We start from the raw sequence: 19,326 nt of genomic DNA, 5'->3' as shown, positions 1-19,326 counted from the left end.
TCTCTGTACTTAAAAGTGATGGATCTTTTCTTCCGTTGCAGGCTGGTCGGGCCGCACGGCTTCCCTTTCCAGCGAACGGCTGACCAGATCGCGCGAACCCAGGCCGACAGCAAGCGCAAGCGCCAGCACAATTCCGCCAAAAAGGATACCGAAGGCCAGAGGCACGATCTCTCCCCCGATTGACAGATGGTCCAGCACCATGGCGGCTGTCAGCACATAAATCAGCCAGCGCACTCCGGTGGCCAGCAGACGCGCATACTGCAGATTCAGGTTCACGGCAGTAATCAATACGCTGCGTGCCAGGAAGCGTCCGATGATCGTGCCTAAGAACAGGAGCACAGCCGCGCCAATCAGGTGAGGAAGATAGGCGAAAACATATGCAGAAATCCCTGACTCAGCAGATGCCGCCTCGAAGGCGGAAACGCCCAGAAGTACGCCGATGATGACAAATACCCAGAAAACAGCGCGCGTAGCCAGCACTGTGGGTGTCTGGCGTGGAGCGAGCTCACTCAGCGCGCCTGCCGTGGACAAGGTGCGTTTGTCGAATTCAAGGGCCAGAAGGACGCGCCGGGTCACTGCTGCTGCGATCCACGCAATCAGAAGAAAAATCAGCAGTGCCACCAGGAAGGCAAGGATGCCCGGCAACAATGTGGCCACTTTCGTAAAGACGCGCCACATGGAATCATGCAAGGATTGTTCAACCTGTTGCCACATTTCTCACGATCCTTTCTATGGATTGAATCTGTCTGGCCATCGCCACCGGCGCAGTAGGTAAGGTTTGTTTTCCTCATAAACCCGGGCCAGTTGTTCCAGCCGCTGTTGTGCCACAAATGGAGACAAAGCGGCCACTTCCTGAACGTAGGATGCAACCCATCCCAGATAAAGCGGTGTTAGCGCGCCCAGAAGGTGACTTCTGCTGACAGTGCGGAGTCTATGCGCAAGCGCAAAGTCATAAACAATGCGCACCCACAGTTCATCGGGAATACGGAACTCCTCCGGTCTGAGGCGCGAGAGTTTTTTCAGCTCAAAAAGTGTGACCGGGGGCAACACAGGGCCCCAGATTTCCTGCAGATTCCGTGCTCCGAGCTGGAAGGAATCAATCAGCGGCTTCACGTCGATACCATCCTCTTCCTTCGCCTGATGGATCCCTTGGCCCCATACCGGAGCAGGCCGCGAAGCTCGTACCCGCTGCCAATAAGAAGCATATTTTTCCATTTCAAGAAAGATGGAACCTACCAGGCTGGCCAGCGCAGTACGCAGCTCGATGCCATCGGTCTGACGTCCGTGACTCACATCAACATGGACCTGACAGAACTGTTTGCCAGCGACCGCCGCCACAGTTGCCGGCCAAAGGATCTCCTCCGCTCTGGATTCTGTGGTCAGTGAAGGAACTGTAAATTTCGCACACATCTCCGCAGAGCAACTGAAATCAAGAGGCAAGGGATATTGCACCCTATGCCCAAACAGAGACCTCGTGAGCGGGGCCAGGATCCCATGATTCAGCAGAGCATCAAACTTGCCTGCTGCATAGACAGGCAGTACCACATCACAACGCTTCTCCACGATCGGCTGCACCATCAACTGCAGGACATCTTCCCGCAACAATAGCAGATCATGGTGCAGCAATACGCAAACCTCTGCCTGCTCCTGAAGCGCCAGGGAACAAAGCGCGCGCTGCGCAGCGGAAGCATGGACCCACGGCAAGAGATCCGGGGCGGATGAAGAGATGGAGTAACTGCGAAGTTTTGCGCCGTCCACCTGGGCCTCTTCAAGGCCTGGCGCTGCGACAATCCATCGCCCAACAGAGGCCGCTCCTGCCTGCTGGACAAATTGCCTGAGGACAGCTGGATCCACTGTGCCAGTAATGCCTAGCAATACAGTGTTTCCCCTCTCCGTAATGACTGTCTGCTCGCGTTGCGGAATTTGTTCTTCGTTCATGACGTTTTATGACAGCAAAGCCGCAATCCCCATCAGAGGGATTCGCACCCAGTCTGGGCGATTATTCATCTCATAGTTCAGTTCATAAAGGGCCTTGTCCAGAAGATAGGCATCCAACAAGCTCTTCAGCTCGGTTTGCGGCAGCAGACCCGATCCTGCCATTTCTGCCAAATATGCTTGCAGAAACTCATCCGATACCACCCGGATCCAGAGTTTTGCCCATTCTTCCGGCCTCTGTGACTCCTGTAGACTTGAAGTGGAACGAGCAAGGCCCGACCATGCTGCATAGCTGAACGAGCGCAGCATACCTGCCACGTCCTTCAAGGGCGGCTGTTTCATTTTTCTTTCACTCAGACTTCGCGCCGGCTCTCCCTCAAAGTCCAGGACCACAAAGTCATCTTGCGTATGAAGCACTTGTCCCAGGTGATAGTCGCCGTGGACACGCGTTTTGACCCACTGGCTCTGCAGGGTCGTCAATCGGTGAAAACTACTCAGAGCTTTCCGCCTTCTCCCAGCGACCATGCCGCCCAGTTCCAGTGCATCTTCCGGTAGTTTGCTCAGATTGGCTTTCAGCAAATCAATCGTATGCGCGGCACGCTCGGCAAATCGCTTGCTGATCTCTTCCATCTCAGAATGCGTAATCAGTTCTGGCTTAAAATCAGGGTCTTCCAAAGAAGAGGCCAGTGCCTTGTGCATTGCGGCGGTCAATTGACCCAGCTTCTGCGCCGCTTCAAGATAATCCTGCCGTATGAACCCGAGCGCTGCGCCTTCATCTGTCTTTTCCGCACAAAATCTGTAGTACTTCTCCAGTCTGTCTAATGTCCACGTCCATCCGTCTCCATCATTGCTGACAAAACCCTGGAGCATGGCCAGCGTGGACCGTGCGCCATCCGGACGGACATATTCCAGCCATCCTCCAAATGGTGCGATAGAACGAAACCCGGTATGTTCGGTAAGAAAAGCTGATATCTCTGTGTCCGGATTCGTACCAACCTCACTACGGCGAAAACATTTCATGATCATGCGTTCGCCAAAAATTACAGACGAATTACTTTGTTCTGCTGAACTGAGGCGGGCCGACATGTATGTCCCGCCCGAGGTCATCAGGGAGGGCAAAAGATTGCTCGCAAATCCCCGTATGCTCCCCCCATTCATAGATTCTGATACGCTGCGGTCATCGATCATCCGCAACAACGCAAAGGAGGCACTCTCGCTGAGCAGTGCGTCGCAAAGGACCCCCTCTTTCCTCGCTGTTCTCACGGGAGCAACCACTGCATTTCCGTGTGATTGGCGGACGGCCTCGGCCTTTTCCTCAAAAAGCAGCGTCAATGGAACAAAATAGGATTCCTCATCTCCGGAGTCATATCGGACTGAAGTCATCAGACAAACAGAACGGCCCTCATCAAAAGTGGCCCAGTCTGTAACAGCCACAGAACGTATTTGTTTCGCCTTCCCGCCAAACCATCTTTGCCTGGAGATATATTCCGGCAAAAGGGAGGAACGCAGCTTTTCGAGGTTGACGCCCGTCAGAATCGCCTTCCAGTCATGATCATTTCCCACCTCAATCAGCGCATTGTCCGGTCCGGAATCATTGCTTTCCAGCGGCAGCAGTGCAGATTGCAGTTCAAACCACAAAAATTCATAAGGGCCCAGGGTCAGCGAATAGGGCGTTTTTGTAATAGGAGGAAATTCTACATAACCCAGCATTTCCACTGGAATCATGCCGTCAAATTCTGAAAGGTCCAACATGACGGGTTGAGGAAAACGGGAAAGATTGGCCAGGCATAACACGATTTGCTCGGAATTTTGTCGTACATACGACAGCACCTTGCGATTGGCTGAGGGGAGGAACTTGAGCGATCCTCGGCCGAATACTGGGAACAATTTGCGCAACGCAATCATGTTGCGCATCCAGTTCAGCAGAGACGAAGGGTCCGTATGCTGCGCCTCAACATTGATCGCCTGATAGCCCCAAACCGGATCCATAATGACGGGGCTGTAAAGCTGTGCTGGATTGGCGCGGGAAAACCCTGCATTGCGGTCTGCGGTCCATTGCATGGGTGTACGCACGCCATTGCGATCTCCAAGGTAGATGTTGTCTCCCATGCCAATCTCATCGCCGTAATAAATGATTGGCGTACCGGGAAAGGAAAAAAGAATACTGTTGAGCAGCTCGATACGACGGCGGTTATTGTCCACCAGAGGGGCGAGCCTACGCCGGATACCGATGTTGATGCGCATGCGGGGGTCGGCACTATAAGCCAGATACATATAATCGCGCTCGTCATCGGTAACCATTTCAAGCGTCAGCTCATCGTGATTGCGCAGGAAAAGTCCCCACTGACAGCTTTCCGGGATCTCCGGAGTCTGCGCCATAATTTCTGTAATCGGCAGACGGTCTTCCTGCCTCAAGGCCATATAGATGCGCGGCATCAGGGGAAAATGAAAGGCCATATGGCACTCGTCGCCATCTCCAAAATAGGGCCGCACATCTGTCGGCCATTGATTGGCCTCGGCCAGAATCATGCGATTTGCATAACCTTCATCCATGGCTGCGCGAATTTTCTTGATGACGGCATGGGTTTCAGGCAGGTTCTCGCAGTTGGTACCTTCGCGTTCTACGATGTAAGGAATTGCATCCAGGCGGAGTGCATCCACACCCATGTCCAACCAGTAGCGCAGAATCTTCAGCACTTCTTCCATTACCAGCGGATTGTCATAGTTCAAGTCCGGCTGATGGGAAAAAAATCGATGCCAGTAGTAGGCCTGCGCTACAGGGTCCCACGTCCAGTTGGATTTTTCGGTATCGGTAAAAATGATCCGCGCGTCTTTGTATTTCTGATCAGTGTCGCTCCAGACGTAAAAATCGCGCTCCGGAGAGCCAGCCGGCGCCTGGCGAGCGCGCTGGAACCATGGATGCTGGTCAGAGGTATGATTAATGACCAGTTCAATCATGACCTGCATCCCTCGATCGTGGGCTGCATGTAAAAAGCGCTGAAAATCTTCAAGCGTTCCATAGTTCGGATGCACGGTCATGTAGTCTGCAATATCGTAACCGTCATCACGCAGAGGGGAGGGGAAAAAGGGCAATAACCACAGACACGTCACCCCAAGGTCCTGGAGATAGTCCAGTTTTTGTATCAGTCCGGGGAAATCTCCGATGCCGTCGTTATTGCTGTCATAGAAAGCGCGTACGTGGAGTTCATAAATAATCGCGTCTTTATACCAGAGGGGATCACTGGCACTTCCTGGGCGCTTGCTGAGATGCAATGGTGCTGTGGGCGTACTCATGTCTTCACTGGTAATAATCAAAGTCTTTTTCGGAACGGATATGTCTTAAAACGCGGAAAATATGCGCCGGAATTGTTTGTGGCGAAAGCTCGATGTAATTCCGTGCACCTTGCCACAGGTAGCGATGACCCGTCAGCTCGTCCAGCACCTGAAAAGGCTCGTCCGGAAAAAGCCCCATCCTTTCCAGATTCAGTGTGACCCAGCCAGACTGAACATGGTACGGATCTAGATTTACCGCCACCAAAACCGTGTTCTTTCCATCCATGCTCTGCTTGCTGTAGCAAATCAGATATGGATTGTCTGTCTCGTGAAACGTAAGCGCGTGAGATGCCTGAAGCGCGCGGTTTTCTCGGCGTGCACGATTTACTTTTTCAATCACCGGCGCAATGCTGTGCGAAGCATCCAGGTCCCAGTGTCGCAGCTCATACTTCTCTGAGTTCAGATACTCTTCACTGCCCGGCCGGATGGGAGTATTTTCCAACAATTCAAAGGCCGGACCATAGATCCCATAGCTGGCCCCTAATGTAGCTGCCAGTACCAGCCGGGCCAGAAATGCAGGCCTGCCGCCGCTCTGCAGGGATTCTGGCAAAATATCAGGGGTGTTCGGCCAGAAGTTGGGCCGGAAGTATTCCCGCATTTCTGATAGCGTCAGCTCCTGCATGTAGGCCGTAAGCTCTTCTTTTGTATTTCTCCACGTAAAGTAGGTGTACGACTGCGAAAAGCCGAGCTTCGCCAATCGCTCCATGACGCGAGGGCGGGTAAATGCTTCCGACAGGAAAAGGACATCCGGATACACTGACTTGATCTCCTCAATCACCCATTCCCAAAAGGGAAAGGCCTTGGTATGAGGATTGTCCACACGAAAGATGCGCACACCCTGCTCAATCCAGAACAGAAAGACTTTCTTCAGCTCATCCCACAAACCCTTCCAGTCTTCGCTTTCAAAGTTAAGGGGATAGATGTCCTGATATTTTTTGGGTGGATTTTCTGCGTATTGAATGGAACCATCCGCCCGCCTGCGGAACCATTCTGGATGCTCTTTCACCCAAGGATGGTCCGGCGAGCATTGGAAAGCAATATCGAGGGCAATCTCCATTCCGAACTTTTTTACGCTTTGGAGCAGCTTCTGGAAATCCTCCAACGTGCCTAACTGTGGGTGAATCGCCGTGTGGCCGCCCTGCTCGGCCCCAATGGCCCACGGACTTCCCACATCTTCGACCTCAGCCGTTACAGAGTTATTTTTCCCTTTCCGGAAGCTCCGGCCAATGGGATGGATGGGCGGAAGATAGAGCACATCGAACCCCAATCGAGAAAGATACTCCAGTCGCGCTTCCACATCAGCAAACGTGCCATGCACGCCGGCAACCGCAGAACAGGAGCGCGGAAACAGTTCGTACCAGGAGGAAAAGCGGGCCCTTTCACGATCTACCACAATTCGAAGCTCCCTTTCGTACCTGGTTTCAAGAGACGTATCAGGGAACCTCTCCATCATTTCCGCGAGCGCCGGATCGAGGGCGGCTGTTTTGGCCTCCTGGCTGTCGCTTCTGGCTTTCAGCACTTCAGCCCAACGCCGAAGTTGGTTCGCCTCTTTGCCCCGGGCGCGCTTGGCTGCCTGTTCCACCAGGACCGCGCCCGTCTGAAGTTCCAGTGCAACGTCCTGACCAGCCTCAATACGCTTCATCAGGTCGCTCCGCCATGTGTCAAAGTGATCAATGCGGCCAGCAATGGTATAGACGTAACGGCCAATTTTTGTCACCACAAAGGAAGCGTGCCAGCGGTCATTCTCGCGGGCTTCCATCTTTACACTTGACCAGTTGCGCTCATCTTCATGGCGATACAGCACCCGGCAGGCCACGTGGTCATGACCATCGGCAAAAACATCGGCCTCAACCTCGACGGCGTCTCCCACGGTGCGTTTGACAGGAAATCTGCCTGCATCCAACTCAGGCGAAACATGCTCAATGACGACGCGCCGTCTTCCGTCCTTCGGTTTTGCCATGCGCCTTCCGTTCTGAAGAATTTGGCCCAGCCCGCGTTATCGGGCCCCACTCCAGACAGATGCAAATTCAATAGAATGCGTTCGTTAGATTAGAGATAATTTTTGGAATTGAATGATAGACCAGTGGACAGCCGCGGATGGTCCCCGCCGCACCGGAAATTTGCGCCATCCGCTCTTCTCGCTTCCCTGTCTGGTAGCCTGCATGTCCAAATCTAGCGCTCCCCGCGCAACACAATACAGTAAAGCGCCCGCCAGGAAGAGGCCGGTGACCCTGCCATACTCTCCTGGAACCACGGTTCGCAATGGCCATGGTCAATCTCTAGGCAAATGTCTTCAGAGCGTGGATGAATTTTCCTGCTTCCGTTGCCGCCATATCACTTTGTTGAAAAATTGCTGAGATTACGGCTATGGAGTCCGCACCTGCTTTGAGCACCTGCGGCGCATTTGCGAGTGTCATTCCACCGATGGCCACCAGTGGTTTTGCTGTCAATCTGCGTGCTTCAGACACTCCGTCCAGACCCACCACAGGATCTGCATTTGACTTGGTTGAAGTAGGAAATACAGGACCGATGGCAACGTAGTCCACCGGCTGTGCCTGGGCCGCTTCCAGTTGGAGACGGTTATGGGTGGAAACACCGAGTATCTTCCCGGGGCCAAGGATTTTGCGCGCCTCTTGAGGAGAAATGTCGTTCTGGCCTACATGTGCTCCGTCAAAACTGGCCTGTAGGGCCAGATGCGGATGGTCATTCATGATTAGCGTAAGCCTGCCATCGGCGGCATACCTGATGATTTCAGCATCAGCAAGAATCCGGTCCTCTGGCCCCAGTTTGTTTCTGTATTGCAGCAAGGTCACGCCTGCATTTGCCAGAGCAGCAATCAGATGCGCTAAAAACTCTTCCCGACGGTCGGTTGGCAGTAAGCCGGCATCCAAAATGGGATACAGCTTTGGCAACTGGAGAGCCATAGATTCTGTATCCAGAATATACCGTTTGGTCTACGTAAGAAGCCCGTTCTGTTCCTCGCTAAAATGCAGATATATGCCAACACAAAATCTCTCTGCGGAAGAACGCGCCCGGCGCATCAAGGTCATTCTTTTTGACGTAGACGGAGTGCTCACAGACGGAGGCATCTGGATCTTTCCGGCGCCAGCCCCGAGTCACACAACCGCGGCCCAGGCTCAGGAAATGGAGAGCAAGGGCGGTTATGCAATCCACTCAGCCAACATGGTCGAGGCCAAAGGCTTCCATGCGCATGATGGCTCCGGCATCTCTCTTGCCCGCCTGGGAGGGATGAAATGCGGCATCATTACAAAACGCATTTCGGAAACAGTGGCCCTGCGGGCCCGTGATCTACGGCTTGAATTCGTTTATATGGGACAGGCATTCAAAATGCAGGCCGTGCGCGAGATCATGGAAAAAGAATCCATCTCCCTTGAGCAAATTGCATATGTAGGTGATGACGTGATTGATTTACCGGTCATGCGCGAGGTGGGACTTTCCATCGCTGTGGCAAACGCCCGCAAACAGGTAAAGGATGCGGCCCATTACATTACACCCAATCCAGGCGGGCACGGAGCAGGCCGCGATGCTGTGGAATTCATCCTGGAAGCCAAAGGGATACTCCACGAAGTCATCGAAAAATATATTGATGAGCGTAATCCCATCGCCAAAAGCATGGACATCGGACAGGGAGGAATGTAGCGTTCCGGACCCAGGGTGAATCCGAAGCGAAAACAGGATGCTGGCGGAGAGAGAGGGATTCGAACCCTCGATAGAGCTTTTGGCCCTATAACGGTTTAGCAAACCGCCGCCTTCAGCCACTCGGCCATCTCTCCAGGTTTGTTCTACTGGATTATATCGGAATTCTCGCTACATCTGTACACGCTCCCGCTCAAGGATGACTGAAAATCTTGACGGGAGTTGCGGCAGCCCTGCTTCCGCTTTCATCCCGCTTCGTCTCTGCGTCTAAACAACAGTATTCTGTAGGTATGCACGTGCGTGTCCTGATGTTTGGCGTCCTCAGGGACCTTTTTCCCGCAGCAGTTGAATCGCTGGAAATGCCGGCCGGGGCGGCCGTCGCTACGCTGCTTGATTATTTTCGCGCACGTGCACCGCAGCATGCTCAGCTTCTGGACTCGATCGCCGTGGCGGTAAACCAGCAATATGCCGGCCCCACTCATCCGCTTACCGAAGGCGACGAAGTTGCGCTGCTTCCCCCGGTCAGCGGAGGCAATCTCTCTTCCCATGTTGCCCTCGTACACGATCCTATTCATGCCGACGCTCTCATGAACAAACTCAAGCAGGGCGAAGATGGTGCGGTCGTGATTTTTGATGGCATCGTACGGAACCATACACGCGGTCGGCGCACACTCTACCTGGTATACGAGGCTTATGAAGAGATGGCGCTCAAACAAATGCAATCGCTGGCGCAGGAAACATTGAAGCGCTTTCCGGTCCGCGATGTCCTTCTGGTCCACAGACTTGGAAAACTCCATATCGGCGAAACCAGCGTGCTGATTGCCGTGGCTTCCGCGCACCGGTCTGCGGCCTTTGATGCCTGCCGCTGGCTGATCGACACGCTGAAAAAGACGGTTCCCATCTGGAAGAAGGAGTACTTTGAGGACGGGGCCGTCTGGGCCGATGGTGAGCCTTTTGCTCAGGAACTGCGAGGCCCGCTTGCAACATGAAGCAGATCCTGGCCATCGCGCTTATGTTTTTCACCTCAGGGTTGTATGCACAGAGTGTCCCCCCGATCCGTGTGGATGTGCATCTGGTCAATGTCTTTGTCAATGTGACTGATCAGAACGGATCTCCTGTCAGCGGACTTACTCAGGAAGATTTCACGATCGCGGAAGATGGTCATCCGCAAAAAATTGCTGTTTTTGAAAAACAGTCCAACATGCCGCTTTCCATCGTTCTTGCTGTCGATACCAGCGGTAGTGTCAATAAAGACCTCGCCATTGAGAAACGCGCAGCACACAACTTCGTCCACTCGCTCCTGCGTCCGCAAGACAGCCTCGACTTGATCGAATTCTCCGATGACGTCCGCGAAGTGGTTCCCTTCACCAATAAGCTCAGCCGAATTGATTATGGGATTGAAAATTTGCGCACCGGTCCAGCGACGGCTCTTTACGACGCTGTTTATCTTTCAGCGCAGAGCCTGAACAGCCGTCCCGGACGTAAAGTGCTTGTGCTGATTTCAGATGGCGGCAATACAGTCAAAGGCGTGGATTATGCCGACGCGCTCGAACAGGCGGTTCGCTCGGAAACCATGGTTTACAGCATTATTGATGTTCCCATTCAGGCCGATGCTGGCCGCGACACCGGGGGCGAGCACGCCATGATCACACTCTCGCAAGAGACCGGAGGCAAATATTTTTATGCCGATGCAGCACACCTGCCTGAAGCCTTCCAGAAAGTATCAGAGGACCTGAGGACCCAATACCTGCTGGCCTACTACCCCGAGCACCGCCGCACAGATTCTGACTTTCGCACTATTACAGTCACGGTCAAACAGCCCGCAGGCGCGCACTACACCGTGCGGCACCGTACCGGATATTATGCTTCTCCGCGCCAGTAGATACAATGAGGTCATGCCTGCTTCGTATTCCCCACGCAGAAAACAAAAGACCCCACCCCCGGGAGATACCGGACAGGAAGCGCTGTATCTGCGCTCCCTGAGTGAGAAACAGACTCCCGTTGCCATCAAGTTGCGCGATGGTGAGACAGTCTCCGGTTGGATTGAATATTTTGATGACCGCATGGTACGCCTCACGCGGGAGGGCAAGCCAAACCTGTTTATCTACAAGCAACAGATCCGCACCATCACCGAACAGACCGGCCGCCAGGCCGGACGCAGCCGCAGTGCCCGCCGCACGTCGGAAGAAACTCAGAACTCTGCCCTGGGAGAACAGCATTGACGCAACTGCCGCAAAATGTCGGTCTGGAATTTGCCGCGCCTGCCGCTGTCATAGCCTGCGAAGCCGGAGCGCTCATCCGCGACTTTTATCATCGCGGAGTCGCCGCCGAATACAAAGGGGATGTGGACCTTGTCACGGAAGCGGACCGCGCATCGGAAAAACTCATCGTCGAACGACTGCGGCAAAAGTTTCCCGGTCATGGTATTTACGGCGAAGAGGGTACCCGAGACAACCTTGACTGTGAATACCGCTGGTATGTCGATCCCCTTGACGGGACTACGAATTTTGCCCATGGATTCCCGGTCTTTTGCGTCTCTCTTGGCCTGGAGCACCGGCCTGCCGGCCTTGCTCCGGATGCAGACGGCATTCTGACAGCGGGAATTGTGTATGATCCGACCCGGGATGAGCTGTTCGTTGCGGAAAAAGGTAAGGGGGCGTATTGCAATGGAAAGAAGATCCATGTGTCTGGCACCAATGATCTGGCCGAGTGCCTGGTCGCTACAGGATTTCCCAGCCGCTCGCGCCACCAGAACCCGAATGTTCATTTTTACCACCAGATGACGCTGCGCTCGCACGGGGTGCGACGCGCGGGTTCCGCGGCGCTTGACCTGGCCTATACGGCCTGCGGCCGCTTTGATGGATACTGGGAATTCAACCTGAATCCGTGGGACACCTCCGCGGGTGCTCTGCTGGTGATGGAGGCCGGCGGCAGCGTCACAACCTTTGACGGCAGCCCATTCAGACTGAACAGCAAAGAAGTACTGGCTACCAACGGGCTTATCCTGAACGAAATTGTCTCGCTCTTTCAGGACATGTTCGCAGGCCGCAATCTTGACCCCATTCCCACTCCCAAGGAGTTCGCAGAGCGTCGCGCAGAACGCAGCCGATAGAGCACCTCCATGCGCCTTCACTTTCTTCAGCACATCGCATTCGAAGGTCCTGCTGCGATTCTCGATTGGGCCGTGGAAACCGGACATGCCATCACCGGATCGCATCTGTATCGTGGCGATCCGCTTCCGGACTTGTCTGAGTTTGACATGCTCATTCTCATGGGCGGCCCCATGAGCGTCAACGATGAGCACATTTATCCCTGGCTGCGTGAGGAAAAGCGTCTGGTAGGCAAAGCGCTTGCAGCAGGCCGGGTCATCTTTGGCGTCTGTCTTGGTGCGCAGATGATCGCCAGCGCCATGGGTGCACCGGTCTATTCTGCCGAGCAAAAGGAAATCGGATGGTTTCCCGTGCGTCGCGTGACTGAGGAAAAGGCCGGGGCCCTTTTGCCGGAAATCTTCACACCGCTCCACTGGCACGGAGAAACCTTCGACCTTCCAGCCGGGGCCGTGCGACTTGCTGGCACTTGCGTCACTCCCAATCAGGCATTCCAGCTTGGTCGCGCCATCGGGATGCAGTTTCACATCGAGGCCACGCCCGAGAGCGTGTTTTCCCTCATTGAAAATGCCGCCCATGAAATTGAAGACGGCGAGCCGTTTCAGCAGCCGCCGCAGTCCATCATCGCGCAAACTCCGCAGGCTTCGGCTGCGGTGCGTCCTATTTTATGGAAAGTCATGGATTTTCTCGCCTCAGGGGGAATATAGCCTGATCCAGCATTGGAGCCGGCGGCAGCCCCAAAAGTACAGGTCAGTGAAACTAAATTCTGAGGAAGTTGGCGCAAAGCACGGCGGCCCGGACGGCAAGTCCTGCTACAATATTTTTTAATCACCCACATTTCCGGAGAGGCTTTCATGGCTTATGTAATCGCGGAACCCTGTATCGGCACAAAAGACACGGCCTGCGTGGATGCGTGCCCGGTCGACTGCATCCACCCTAAAAAAGACGAGGCCCCCCACGCCGAACAGCCTCAGCTCTATATTGATCCGGTTGAGTGCATTGATTGCGGCGCCTGCGTTCCCGTTTGTCCGGTCTCGGCCATCTTTGCCGCTGACGACCTGCCTGAAAAATGGCAGGACTATGCCCAAAAGAACGCATCCTATTACGGCCGCTGAGTTCTTCAGGCAATCTACGACGCGCAGCCATGGCTGCGCGTTTGTGTTTTTGCCGGGACCTGCGGTCAGAATGCTGACCGCCCCTTATCAAGAGAGATACTGCTTCAAAAATGGATCGTCGGAATGCACCAGATCGTGTGTAGATCCATCAAACACGAGCCGTCCTTCGTTGAGCACCAGAAAACTGGTCTGCGGGTCCGAGTGCCCTTCGGGCAACGGCTCCATCCGGTTGGCTTCCCGGTCAAAACGATGCGAGGCCAGCAAAAAAGCATCCTGCAGGCGATGCGTGACCAGCAAGGAACTCGTGCGGTATACATCGCGTTGCTTGACCACCAGCTCTATGATCGTGGTTGAGGTAATCGGATCTAGCCCACCCGTGGGTGAATCGTAGAGCAGCAGGTCCGGCCGTGTCACAATCGCCCGCGCAATCGCAACCCGGCGCCGCATTCCTCCGGAAAGCTCAGCAGGAAATTTATCGAGCGTGTGCTCCAGTTCCACAAAGCGCAGCGCCTCGGTCACTCGCTGCTCAATTTCCTCCGGAGGAACGTGCTCTTCCATCAACCTGTAGGCCACATTGTCCCGGACGGTGAGCGAATCGAACAGGGCGCTTTCTTGGAAAACGATTCCGATGCGCCGACGCAGAGAATACAGGTCCTTTTCCCGCATCGCGCTGATTTCTTGCCCAAAAACATAAATGCGACCCTCATCGGGCCGCAGCAGCCCATCCGCAAGCTTAAGTAGGACGCTTTTACCAACTCCGGCAGGTCCCAGCAAAATACGGGTCTCGCCTCTCTTCACCGTAAAAGAAATGTCCTGAAGCACCGGCTTGCCTTCAAAACCGATGGAGACATGCTCAAAAACAATCGTTGGCTCGTCTTGCGGATGCTCTTTCAGCTCCGGAGCGACTGCGGCCTGACTCATCCGACCCTACCTGCCAAAAATGCCGATCATGAAACGGCTGATAATGAAGTCTGTGGCGATAATCAGCACCGAAGCGGCCACCACAGCCTGCGTGGTTGAACGACCTACCCCCTGGGTTCCACCGCGCGTAGACATTCCGTAATAACAACCAATGGTGGCAATGATAAAGCCGAAGAATAGCGGTTTTACCAGTCCTTGAATGAGGTCGGCGTAATGCAGGGCCTGATAGGCAGTATGGAAATATTGTGAGCTGTCCTGTCCAAGCATCAGAACGGCGACCGCGCCCCCACCCGAGATGCCCACGACATCGGAGATAATCGTGAGGAAAAAGAGCATCACGATCGTGGCCACAATCCGCGGCATGACCAGTTTTTTCAGAGGATCTGTACCCAGCGCCCGCATCGCGTCAATCTGCTCAGTCACCATCATGGAGCCAAGCTCGCTGGCCATTCCCGATGCATTCCGTCCGGAAACCATCAGACTGGTAAGTACGGGCCCCAATTCCTTAATCATGGAGAAGCTGACAAGCTGGCCCGTCATTCCCGCAGCGCCAAACTGCGACAGACTGGCTGAGGTTTGTAATGCCAGCACGCCACCTGTAAAAAAACCGGTAAGGATGACAATGGGAATGGAGCCGACCCCAATAATGTCAGCCTGAGTGATGATGTCCGCCGTGTATAGAGGGCGTCGGAATAGGTTGCCGAGTGCGCGGCCCGAAATCAGCGCATACTGCTGTACAGCGCTGACCATTTTCTTTGCAGCTCGATCCAGCGTGGTAATTGGCATGGTCCCGTTCATTTCGCTTAGATGCGGCCTACAGGATGAAGGTACCACGGACGGAGGTCACAAAGCTGGCCGTCTTCTTTCCGCGCTATTCCTTCACACGTTTTCTGATTTCAATATTCAGCCGCTTAATCTTCTGGTTTAAGGTAGAGAGCGGAATCCGGAACTGCTCGGCGGCATCGGTCTGGTTCCAGTTACAGCGTTCGAGTTTATCAATAATGATGCGCCTTTCAACTTCCTCCATGATGTCAAACAGCGAGGCGTTAGGATTATGTTCCAGCAGGCTTGCAGAGTAATTGCGTCCGGTAATATGGCCGGGCAGGAGATCAGAGTTGATGACTTGGCCAGAAGAGAGTACGACGCCGCGCTCAATCACATTCTCAAGTTCGCGAACATTGCCTGGCCAGTCATAGTCAATCAGCGCGCGCATCGCATCGGGAGAAAGTGACCGCAGCGGAAGACCGTTTTCCTCTGAGAAGCGCTTGAGAAAATGCGTGGCCAGCAGCGGGATGTCCTCGCGCCGGCTGCGCAATGGCGGCAGATCAACCGTGATCACATTCAGTCGGTAATATAGGTCTTCGCGAAACTTGCCTTCTCGCACCGCCTGCCGCAGGTCCACATTGGTAGCGGCAATGATGCGCACATCTACCTGGATCTCCTGCACCCCTCCAAGCTGCATGAATCTGCGGTCCTGCAGAACACGGAGGATCTTGGCCTGGGTATCCAGTCCCATGGTCGCTATTTCATCCAGAAACAGCGTGCCGCCGTTGGCGATTTCAAAGAGTCCCTTTTTATGCGCAATGGCCGAAGTAAATGCCCCCTTCACATGCCCGAAAAGCGTCGATTCCAGAAGCTCCGACGGCATCGCTCCTGTATTGACGGCAACAAAGGGTTTGTCCTTGCGCGGCGAGTTGGCGTGAAGCGCCTTGGCAATCAGCTCCTTCCCCGTTCCACTCTCGCCCTGAATCAGCACGGTAGAACGGCTGGGCGCAACCTGTGCGACCAGGTCAAAGATGCGCAGCATCGGCTCGCTCTTGCCGACAATATTTTCAAAGTTATAGCGCTGCTTAAGGGCGCGCTTGAGCTGAATGTTCTCTTCTTCAACGCGATAACGGGCAATCGCTGAGCGAATATCGGCCAGCAATTTTTCATTGTCCCAAGGCTTCTGGATGAAATTCTGCGCACCTGCGCGGATGGCCTCTACAACGTTGTCCACAGTTCCATAGGCGGTAATCATGATTACCGGGAGCTCGCTGTGCTGTTCTCGGATGAGAGGCAGCACCTCAAGTCCACTCTTTCCAGGAAGCGCGAGGTCCAGAAGGACCAGATCATAGGTGGCGCGGCCCAGCCGCTCCAGGCCCGCCTCGCCGTCCCCAGCCGTATCCACGCGGTAGCCTTCCAGGGTCAGTAGTGTTTCGAGCGATTCCCGGATGGCAACCTCATCATCAATGATCAGAATGCGGTGTGCAGACTCGGATTGCGATGATGCGGTGGGTGGCGTTGCTGTAAGTGTGCCATCAGACATGCACAGGTTTCCTCAACATCGGAAATTCTAAAAAGAAGGTGGTACCGGTCCCGAGCTGGCTTTCAACATGGATCTTGCCGGCGTGCTCCTGAATGATTCCATAAGTCACGGAAAGTCCCAGCCCGGTGCCGCGCCGCTGCCCCTGCTTCGGCGCGGTCTTGGTGGTAAAGAAGGGATCGTAAATTCTTTGTAAATGCTCTGGAGCGATTCCCGATCCACTATCGGCGATCGAAACCGCGACATGGCCGTTTGCTTCAGTAGAGATGCGCAGGGTTCCTCCGCCAGTCATGGCGTCCTTCGCATTCAAAAACAGGTTCAGGAAAACCTGCTGCAATTTGCCTGCGTTGCCCAAAATCGGCGGCAGGTCCGGGTCCAGATTCAGCACGGTCTCCACCTTGGCTGTCTTAAACTGGTGCTCCAGCAGTGTCAGCGTCTCCCGGATGATTGCATTCACATCCGTCTCACGAAACTCCGTGCTGCTGGTCCGTGAGAAATTCAACAGGTTGTTGACAATCTCTGAAGCCCGGAAAGTCTGCGAAGTGATCTTTTCCAGCAGAGGCGACAATCGCTCATCGCCGCGTAATTGTTTTGCCAGCATCTGCGTATAGGAGGAAATGACCGCCAGCGGTGTATTCACTTCGTGCGCCACGCCTGCCGCAAGCAGACCGATTGAAGAAAGCTTCTCTGCCTGGCTCAGCTGCGCCTCCAGCTCTGTTCGCTCCGTAATATCGTCCACAAGGATGATGCGGCCCACCGTCTCAAAATTGCGTGCCACCAGCGGAGCAATCGCGATATTTGCGGTGCGCGCTTCGCCTTCGCGCATCTCCAAACGAAATTTATAAAGGTTGTGCACGCCCGGCTCGTCTTTGACGCGGACAAACTCCTCCATAAAAGCTGCGGGAAAGACCTCTGCCAGCCGTTTGCCCAGAGCTTCTCGTCGCGGCAAAGCACACAGCACTTCCATCTGGGCATTCCAGCTTTCAATGCGTTCTTCAAGATCCACAGCCAGGATTCCAACGTTGATGGACTCGACGATGTTCTCGTTGAACTCTTTGAGCCGCTCGTATTCGGTGATCTTCTGCTCCAGGCTCTGGTACAGTCTCGCATTCTGGATGGCGATGCCAATGTATCCGGCCAGAGATTCCAACAGCTCCATGTCTTCGCTGGAAAGAAAATCGCCATCGGTTGTGCGTCCCAGACCAATAACAGCGATTGTGCGTTCCTGCAGCCGGCACGGCAGATAGTAGTTCAGGTCCAGCAGCTCTGCGGTACGCCGCTCTCTTTCACTCAGATGCAAGGCCTGCTGCGGGTTCTCAAGAAAGATATGCGATCCCGCGTCGGGTTGATCGAAGTCCAAAAACCCTAAGTCCAGCGGTTCACTGCCATTCAGGGCAGCGGCCGGAATGCCATGCCCCTCCGCCAGACGGTAGCTTCCCGGCTTCTCTGCCAGAAATACGGCCACCCTGGCCACCAGCAATGTATGCGGCAACCGCTCTACAATGGAGCGCAGCAGTGCTTTCAGGTCAGTTTGGGAACTGAGGCCGCGGCCAAATTCGATCAGCGTCTCACGATAATCATAGCGTTTACGATCAAAGACGCGGTCCACGCGGTCCTGGATGGCCCGCTTCAGCGGATCAAACAACTGCGCAGTAATGATGATTGCTGCAATCAGCCCCCAGACACCGGCGCTGGGCAGCCGCGTATGAACAATCTCCGCCGCCACCGCTACCAGCCCGAAGTAAAGTCCTACCAATGCCGCGGTGGCCAGTGTATAGGTGACGCCCCGCTTGAAGATCAGGTCCGTATCCATCAACCGATAGCGAATGATCGCCCAACTGAAGGTCAATGGCAGAAACAGCAGTGAGATTCCGGCCAACTTTGTCAGCAGGTCTGACGTTGCCCAGTCGGCCATGTACGGGATTGCATAGAGCAGCGTAAAAGGAACGATCGCTACAAAGGTGCCCCGCGTAAGCCACTTCAGCTGCTGGCGGCGCAATGGCTGGTCCTCAGCGTGGTAGCTGACAAAGAAAATGATTGCGGCCAGAACATAGTAGAAGGCCAGGTATCCGATGGCCAGTTGGTCTAACCGATGCTCCAGCACCGCAGTCGCCGACCACCGTTGCACGGCATATACGTACAATCCAATGAGGCAACAGGCAGGCAGATAGATTAAGCCCGTCAGCCAGCGGCGTTTCCGGCGTCCTTCAGAAAAAGCCTGTGCAAAATGCAGGAACAGTGCCGGCTGCAAAGCATTGGCTGCGATATTTCCCCAGTAAATGACCTCATCCAGCGTATTCAGCTTGCCCGTATATTTGAAGGCGTAAAGAACAAACGACGCCAGGCAGAAAATATAAAAGTGCATGGCGTGCGGCGCCGTCCAGCGCCGAAATAGGACATAAAATCCAATACCCAGATAGACCAGCGCAATCAGCCGGAATCCCTGATTGATACTGCGGTCCTTCACATCCAGGATGACCTGGACATTTGTCAGTTTCACGCCACCGCGTTCGATGGTGTAATGGATGGTTCCATAAGGCCCGGTCAGGAACATCTCCCGGGCCAGCGCCGCATACCGCGGCAGCGGCTTGTCATTTGCCGCCACCAGCACATCGCCGGCCTTAATTCCAGCCTTCTGCCCCGCGCTGTTTTTGAGTACACGCTGGGCCTCCAGGCCGCCATGACCCTCCGTCCAGAAAACTCCATCCGTGGGCAGCGTGTAATTGTTTTCCTGAAGAAAGTTGAAAACTGCCAGGATGATCGCAGCAGCAGTAAAAAGACCCAGCAACAGAACACTGATCCGGGTTTGCAGCGACCTTTCCATGCGATTGCCGGGACTTGCTTCTTCAGAATAGACGAACGCACAAAATTTCAGAGCAAATCTGTTGCCATTGCAAAAAAATTCATCCACTCGCGTACTCGTGAGGGGCATGTCGCTGATTTGGAAAAAGAT

16 protein-coding genes and 1 tRNA gene are annotated in these 19,326 nt (G+C 54.5%); 7 read left to right on the top strand and 10 right to left on the bottom strand.

Annotation, left to right across the window (positions count from 1 at the left end):
* Positions 1-9: 9 nt before the first annotated feature.
* From N655_RS0112940 to thiE, 5 genes are all read right to left on the bottom strand, one after another.
* Positions 10-714: a mechanosensitive ion channel family protein gene (locus tag N655_RS0112940; protein WP_026443323.1), complete on the bottom strand. Its 705-nt coding sequence runs from the start codon at positions 712-714 to the stop codon at positions 10-12.
* Positions 715-729: 15 nt separating this feature from the next.
* Positions 730-1,938: a hypothetical protein gene (locus N655_RS19970; protein ID WP_049961424.1), complete on the bottom strand. Its 1,209-nt coding sequence runs from the start codon at positions 1,936-1,938 to the stop codon at positions 730-732.
* A gap of 6 nt (positions 1,939-1,944) precedes the next feature.
* The gene (gene treS, locus N655_RS0112930; protein ID WP_026443322.1) at positions 1,945-5,229 is read right to left on the bottom strand and encodes a maltose alpha-D-glucosyltransferase; all 3,285 of its coding nucleotides are present in this window, start codon (positions 5,227-5,229) and stop codon (positions 1,945-1,947) included.
* Between the two features lie 4 nt (positions 5,230-5,233).
* Entirely contained in the window at positions 5,234-7,228 is a 1,995-nt protein-coding gene (locus N655_RS0112925) for an alpha-1,4-glucan--maltose-1-phosphate maltosyltransferase (RefSeq protein ID WP_026443321.1), read from the bottom strand.
* Between the two features lie 319 nt (positions 7,229-7,547).
* On the bottom strand, positions 7,548-8,192 hold the full coding sequence (thiE, locus tag N655_RS18920; RefSeq protein ID WP_044934663.1) for a thiamine phosphate synthase: 645 nt from the start codon (positions 8,190-8,192) through the stop codon (positions 7,548-7,550).
* 73 nt (positions 8,193-8,265) lie between these two features.
* On the opposite strand from thiE, the gene N655_RS0112915 reads away from it, so the two are divergent.
* Complete coding sequence (locus N655_RS0112915) at positions 8,266-8,928, top strand: KdsC family phosphatase (protein WP_026443320.1); 663 nt, start codon at positions 8,266-8,268, stop codon at positions 8,926-8,928.
* Between the two features lie 41 nt (positions 8,929-8,969).
* On the opposite strand, the gene N655_RS0112910 is transcribed toward N655_RS0112915, so the two are convergent.
* Positions 8,970-9,062 (bottom strand) — tRNA-Ser (locus N655_RS0112910).
* 153 nt (positions 9,063-9,215) lie between these two features.
* Here N655_RS0112910 and N655_RS18915 point away from each other — a divergent pair.
* The 6 genes from N655_RS18915 (at position 9,216) to N655_RS0112880 (ending at position 13,147) form a co-directional block, all read left to right on the top strand.
* The gene (locus tag N655_RS18915; protein WP_044935916.1) at positions 9,216-9,914 is read left to right on the top strand and encodes a molybdenum cofactor biosynthesis protein; all 699 of its coding nucleotides are present in this window, start codon (positions 9,216-9,218) and stop codon (positions 9,912-9,914) included.
* Positions 9,911-10,807 carry a VWA domain-containing protein gene (locus N655_RS0112900; RefSeq protein ID WP_044934660.1) on the top strand — a complete coding sequence of 299 codons (897 nt, stop codon included), beginning with the start codon at positions 9,911-9,913 and terminating at the stop codon, positions 10,805-10,807. The genes N655_RS18915 and N655_RS0112900 overlap by 4 nt, the downstream gene beginning before the upstream one ends.
* Positions 10,808-10,820: 13 nt before the next feature.
* On the top strand, positions 10,821-11,147 hold the full coding sequence (locus tag N655_RS0112895; RefSeq protein ID WP_026443317.1) for an RNA chaperone Hfq: 327 nt from the start codon (positions 10,821-10,823) through the stop codon (positions 11,145-11,147).
* A complete protein-coding gene (locus N655_RS0112890) occupies positions 11,144-12,037 on the top strand; it encodes an inositol monophosphatase family protein (RefSeq protein ID WP_238324727.1) in 894 nt (297 codons plus the stop codon). Before N655_RS0112895 ends, N655_RS0112890 begins: the two co-directional genes overlap by 4 nt.
* Positions 12,038-12,046: 9 nt before the next feature.
* Positions 12,047-12,739, top strand: a complete 693-nt coding sequence (locus tag N655_RS0112885; protein ID WP_026443315.1) for a type 1 glutamine amidotransferase — start codon at positions 12,047-12,049, stop codon at positions 12,737-12,739.
* Positions 12,740-12,886: 147 nt separating this feature from the next.
* Positions 12,887-13,147, top strand: a complete 261-nt coding sequence (locus N655_RS0112880) for a 4Fe-4S dicluster domain-containing protein (RefSeq protein ID WP_026443314.1) — start codon at positions 12,887-12,889, stop codon at positions 13,145-13,147.
* Positions 13,148-13,234: 87 nt separating this feature from the next.
* Here N655_RS0112880 and N655_RS0112875 read toward each other — a convergent pair whose 3' ends face one another.
* From N655_RS0112875 to N655_RS0112860, 4 genes are all read right to left on the bottom strand, one after another.
* On the bottom strand, positions 13,235-14,068 hold the full coding sequence (locus tag N655_RS0112875) for an ABC transporter ATP-binding protein (RefSeq protein WP_044934657.1): 834 nt from the start codon (positions 14,066-14,068) through the stop codon (positions 13,235-13,237).
* 6 nt (positions 14,069-14,074) lie between these two features.
* On the bottom strand, positions 14,075-14,854 hold the full coding sequence (locus N655_RS0112870) for an MlaE family ABC transporter permease (protein WP_026443312.1): 780 nt from the start codon (positions 14,852-14,854) through the stop codon (positions 14,075-14,077).
* 85 nt (positions 14,855-14,939) lie between these two features.
* Positions 14,940-16,376 (bottom strand): sigma-54-dependent transcriptional regulator, encoded by a 1,437-nt coding sequence (locus N655_RS0112865; RefSeq protein ID WP_026443311.1) that lies wholly within the window; start codon positions 16,374-16,376, stop codon positions 14,940-14,942.
* Positions 16,369-19,197, bottom strand: coding sequence for a GAF domain-containing sensor histidine kinase (locus tag N655_RS0112860; RefSeq protein WP_026443310.1), 2,829 nt, complete (start codon positions 19,195-19,197; stop codon positions 16,369-16,371). Before N655_RS0112860 ends, N655_RS0112865 begins: the two co-directional genes overlap by 8 nt.
* Between the last annotated feature and the right edge of the window lie 129 nt (positions 19,198-19,326).

The organism is Pseudacidobacterium ailaaui (assembly GCF_000688455.1).
In the GTDB taxonomy this organism is placed as follows: Bacteria; Acidobacteriota; Terriglobia; order Terriglobales; family Acidobacteriaceae; genus Pseudacidobacterium; species Pseudacidobacterium ailaaui.
This window is presented reverse-complemented; position numbering and strand designations above follow the sequence as displayed.

What these genes read in the sequence shown, in the direction of transcription:
- N655_RS0112940 (WP_026443323.1), bottom strand. Translation starts at nt 714, where the DNA reads ATGTGGCAACAGGTTGAACAATCCTTGCATGATTCCATGTGGCGCGTC.
- N655_RS19970 (WP_049961424.1), bottom strand. Translation starts at nt 1,938, where the DNA reads ATGAACGAAGAACAAATTCCGCAACGCGAGCAGACAGTCATTACGGAG.
- treS (WP_026443322.1), bottom strand. Translation starts at nt 5,229, where the DNA reads ATGAGTACGCCCACAGCACCATTGCATCTCAGCAAGCGCCCAGGAAGT.
- N655_RS0112925 (WP_026443321.1), bottom strand. Translation starts at nt 7,228, where the DNA reads ATGGCAAAACCGAAGGACGGAAGACGGCGCGTCGTCATTGAGCATGTT.
- thiE (WP_044934663.1), bottom strand. Translation starts at nt 8,192, where the DNA reads ATGGCTCTCCAGTTGCCAAAGCTGTATCCCATTTTGGATGCCGGCTTA.
- N655_RS0112915 (WP_026443320.1), top strand. Translation starts at nt 8,266, where the DNA reads ATGCCAACACAAAATCTCTCTGCGGAAGAACGCGCCCGGCGCATCAAG.
- N655_RS18915 (WP_044935916.1), top strand. Translation starts at nt 9,216, where the DNA reads ATGCACGTGCGTGTCCTGATGTTTGGCGTCCTCAGGGACCTTTTTCCC.
- N655_RS0112900 (WP_044934660.1), top strand. Translation starts at nt 9,911, where the DNA reads ATGAAGCAGATCCTGGCCATCGCGCTTATGTTTTTCACCTCAGGGTTG.
- N655_RS0112895 (WP_026443317.1), top strand. Translation starts at nt 10,821, where the DNA reads ATGCCTGCTTCGTATTCCCCACGCAGAAAACAAAAGACCCCACCCCCG.
- N655_RS0112885 (WP_026443315.1), top strand. Translation starts at nt 12,047, where the DNA reads ATGCGCCTTCACTTTCTTCAGCACATCGCATTCGAAGGTCCTGCTGCG.
- N655_RS0112880 (WP_026443314.1), top strand. Translation starts at nt 12,887, where the DNA reads ATGGCTTATGTAATCGCGGAACCCTGTATCGGCACAAAAGACACGGCC.
- N655_RS0112875 (WP_044934657.1), bottom strand. Translation starts at nt 14,068, where the DNA reads ATGAGTCAGGCCGCAGTCGCTCCGGAGCTGAAAGAGCATCCGCAAGAC.
- N655_RS0112870 (WP_026443312.1), bottom strand. Translation starts at nt 14,854, where the DNA reads ATGCCAATTACCACGCTGGATCGAGCTGCAAAGAAAATGGTCAGCGCT.
- N655_RS0112865 (WP_026443311.1), bottom strand. Translation starts at nt 16,376, where the DNA reads ATGTCTGATGGCACACTTACAGCAACGCCACCCACCGCATCATCGCAA.
- N655_RS0112860 (WP_026443310.1), bottom strand. Translation starts at nt 19,197, where the DNA reads ATGGAAAGGTCGCTGCAAACCCGGATCAGTGTTCTGTTGCTGGGTCTT.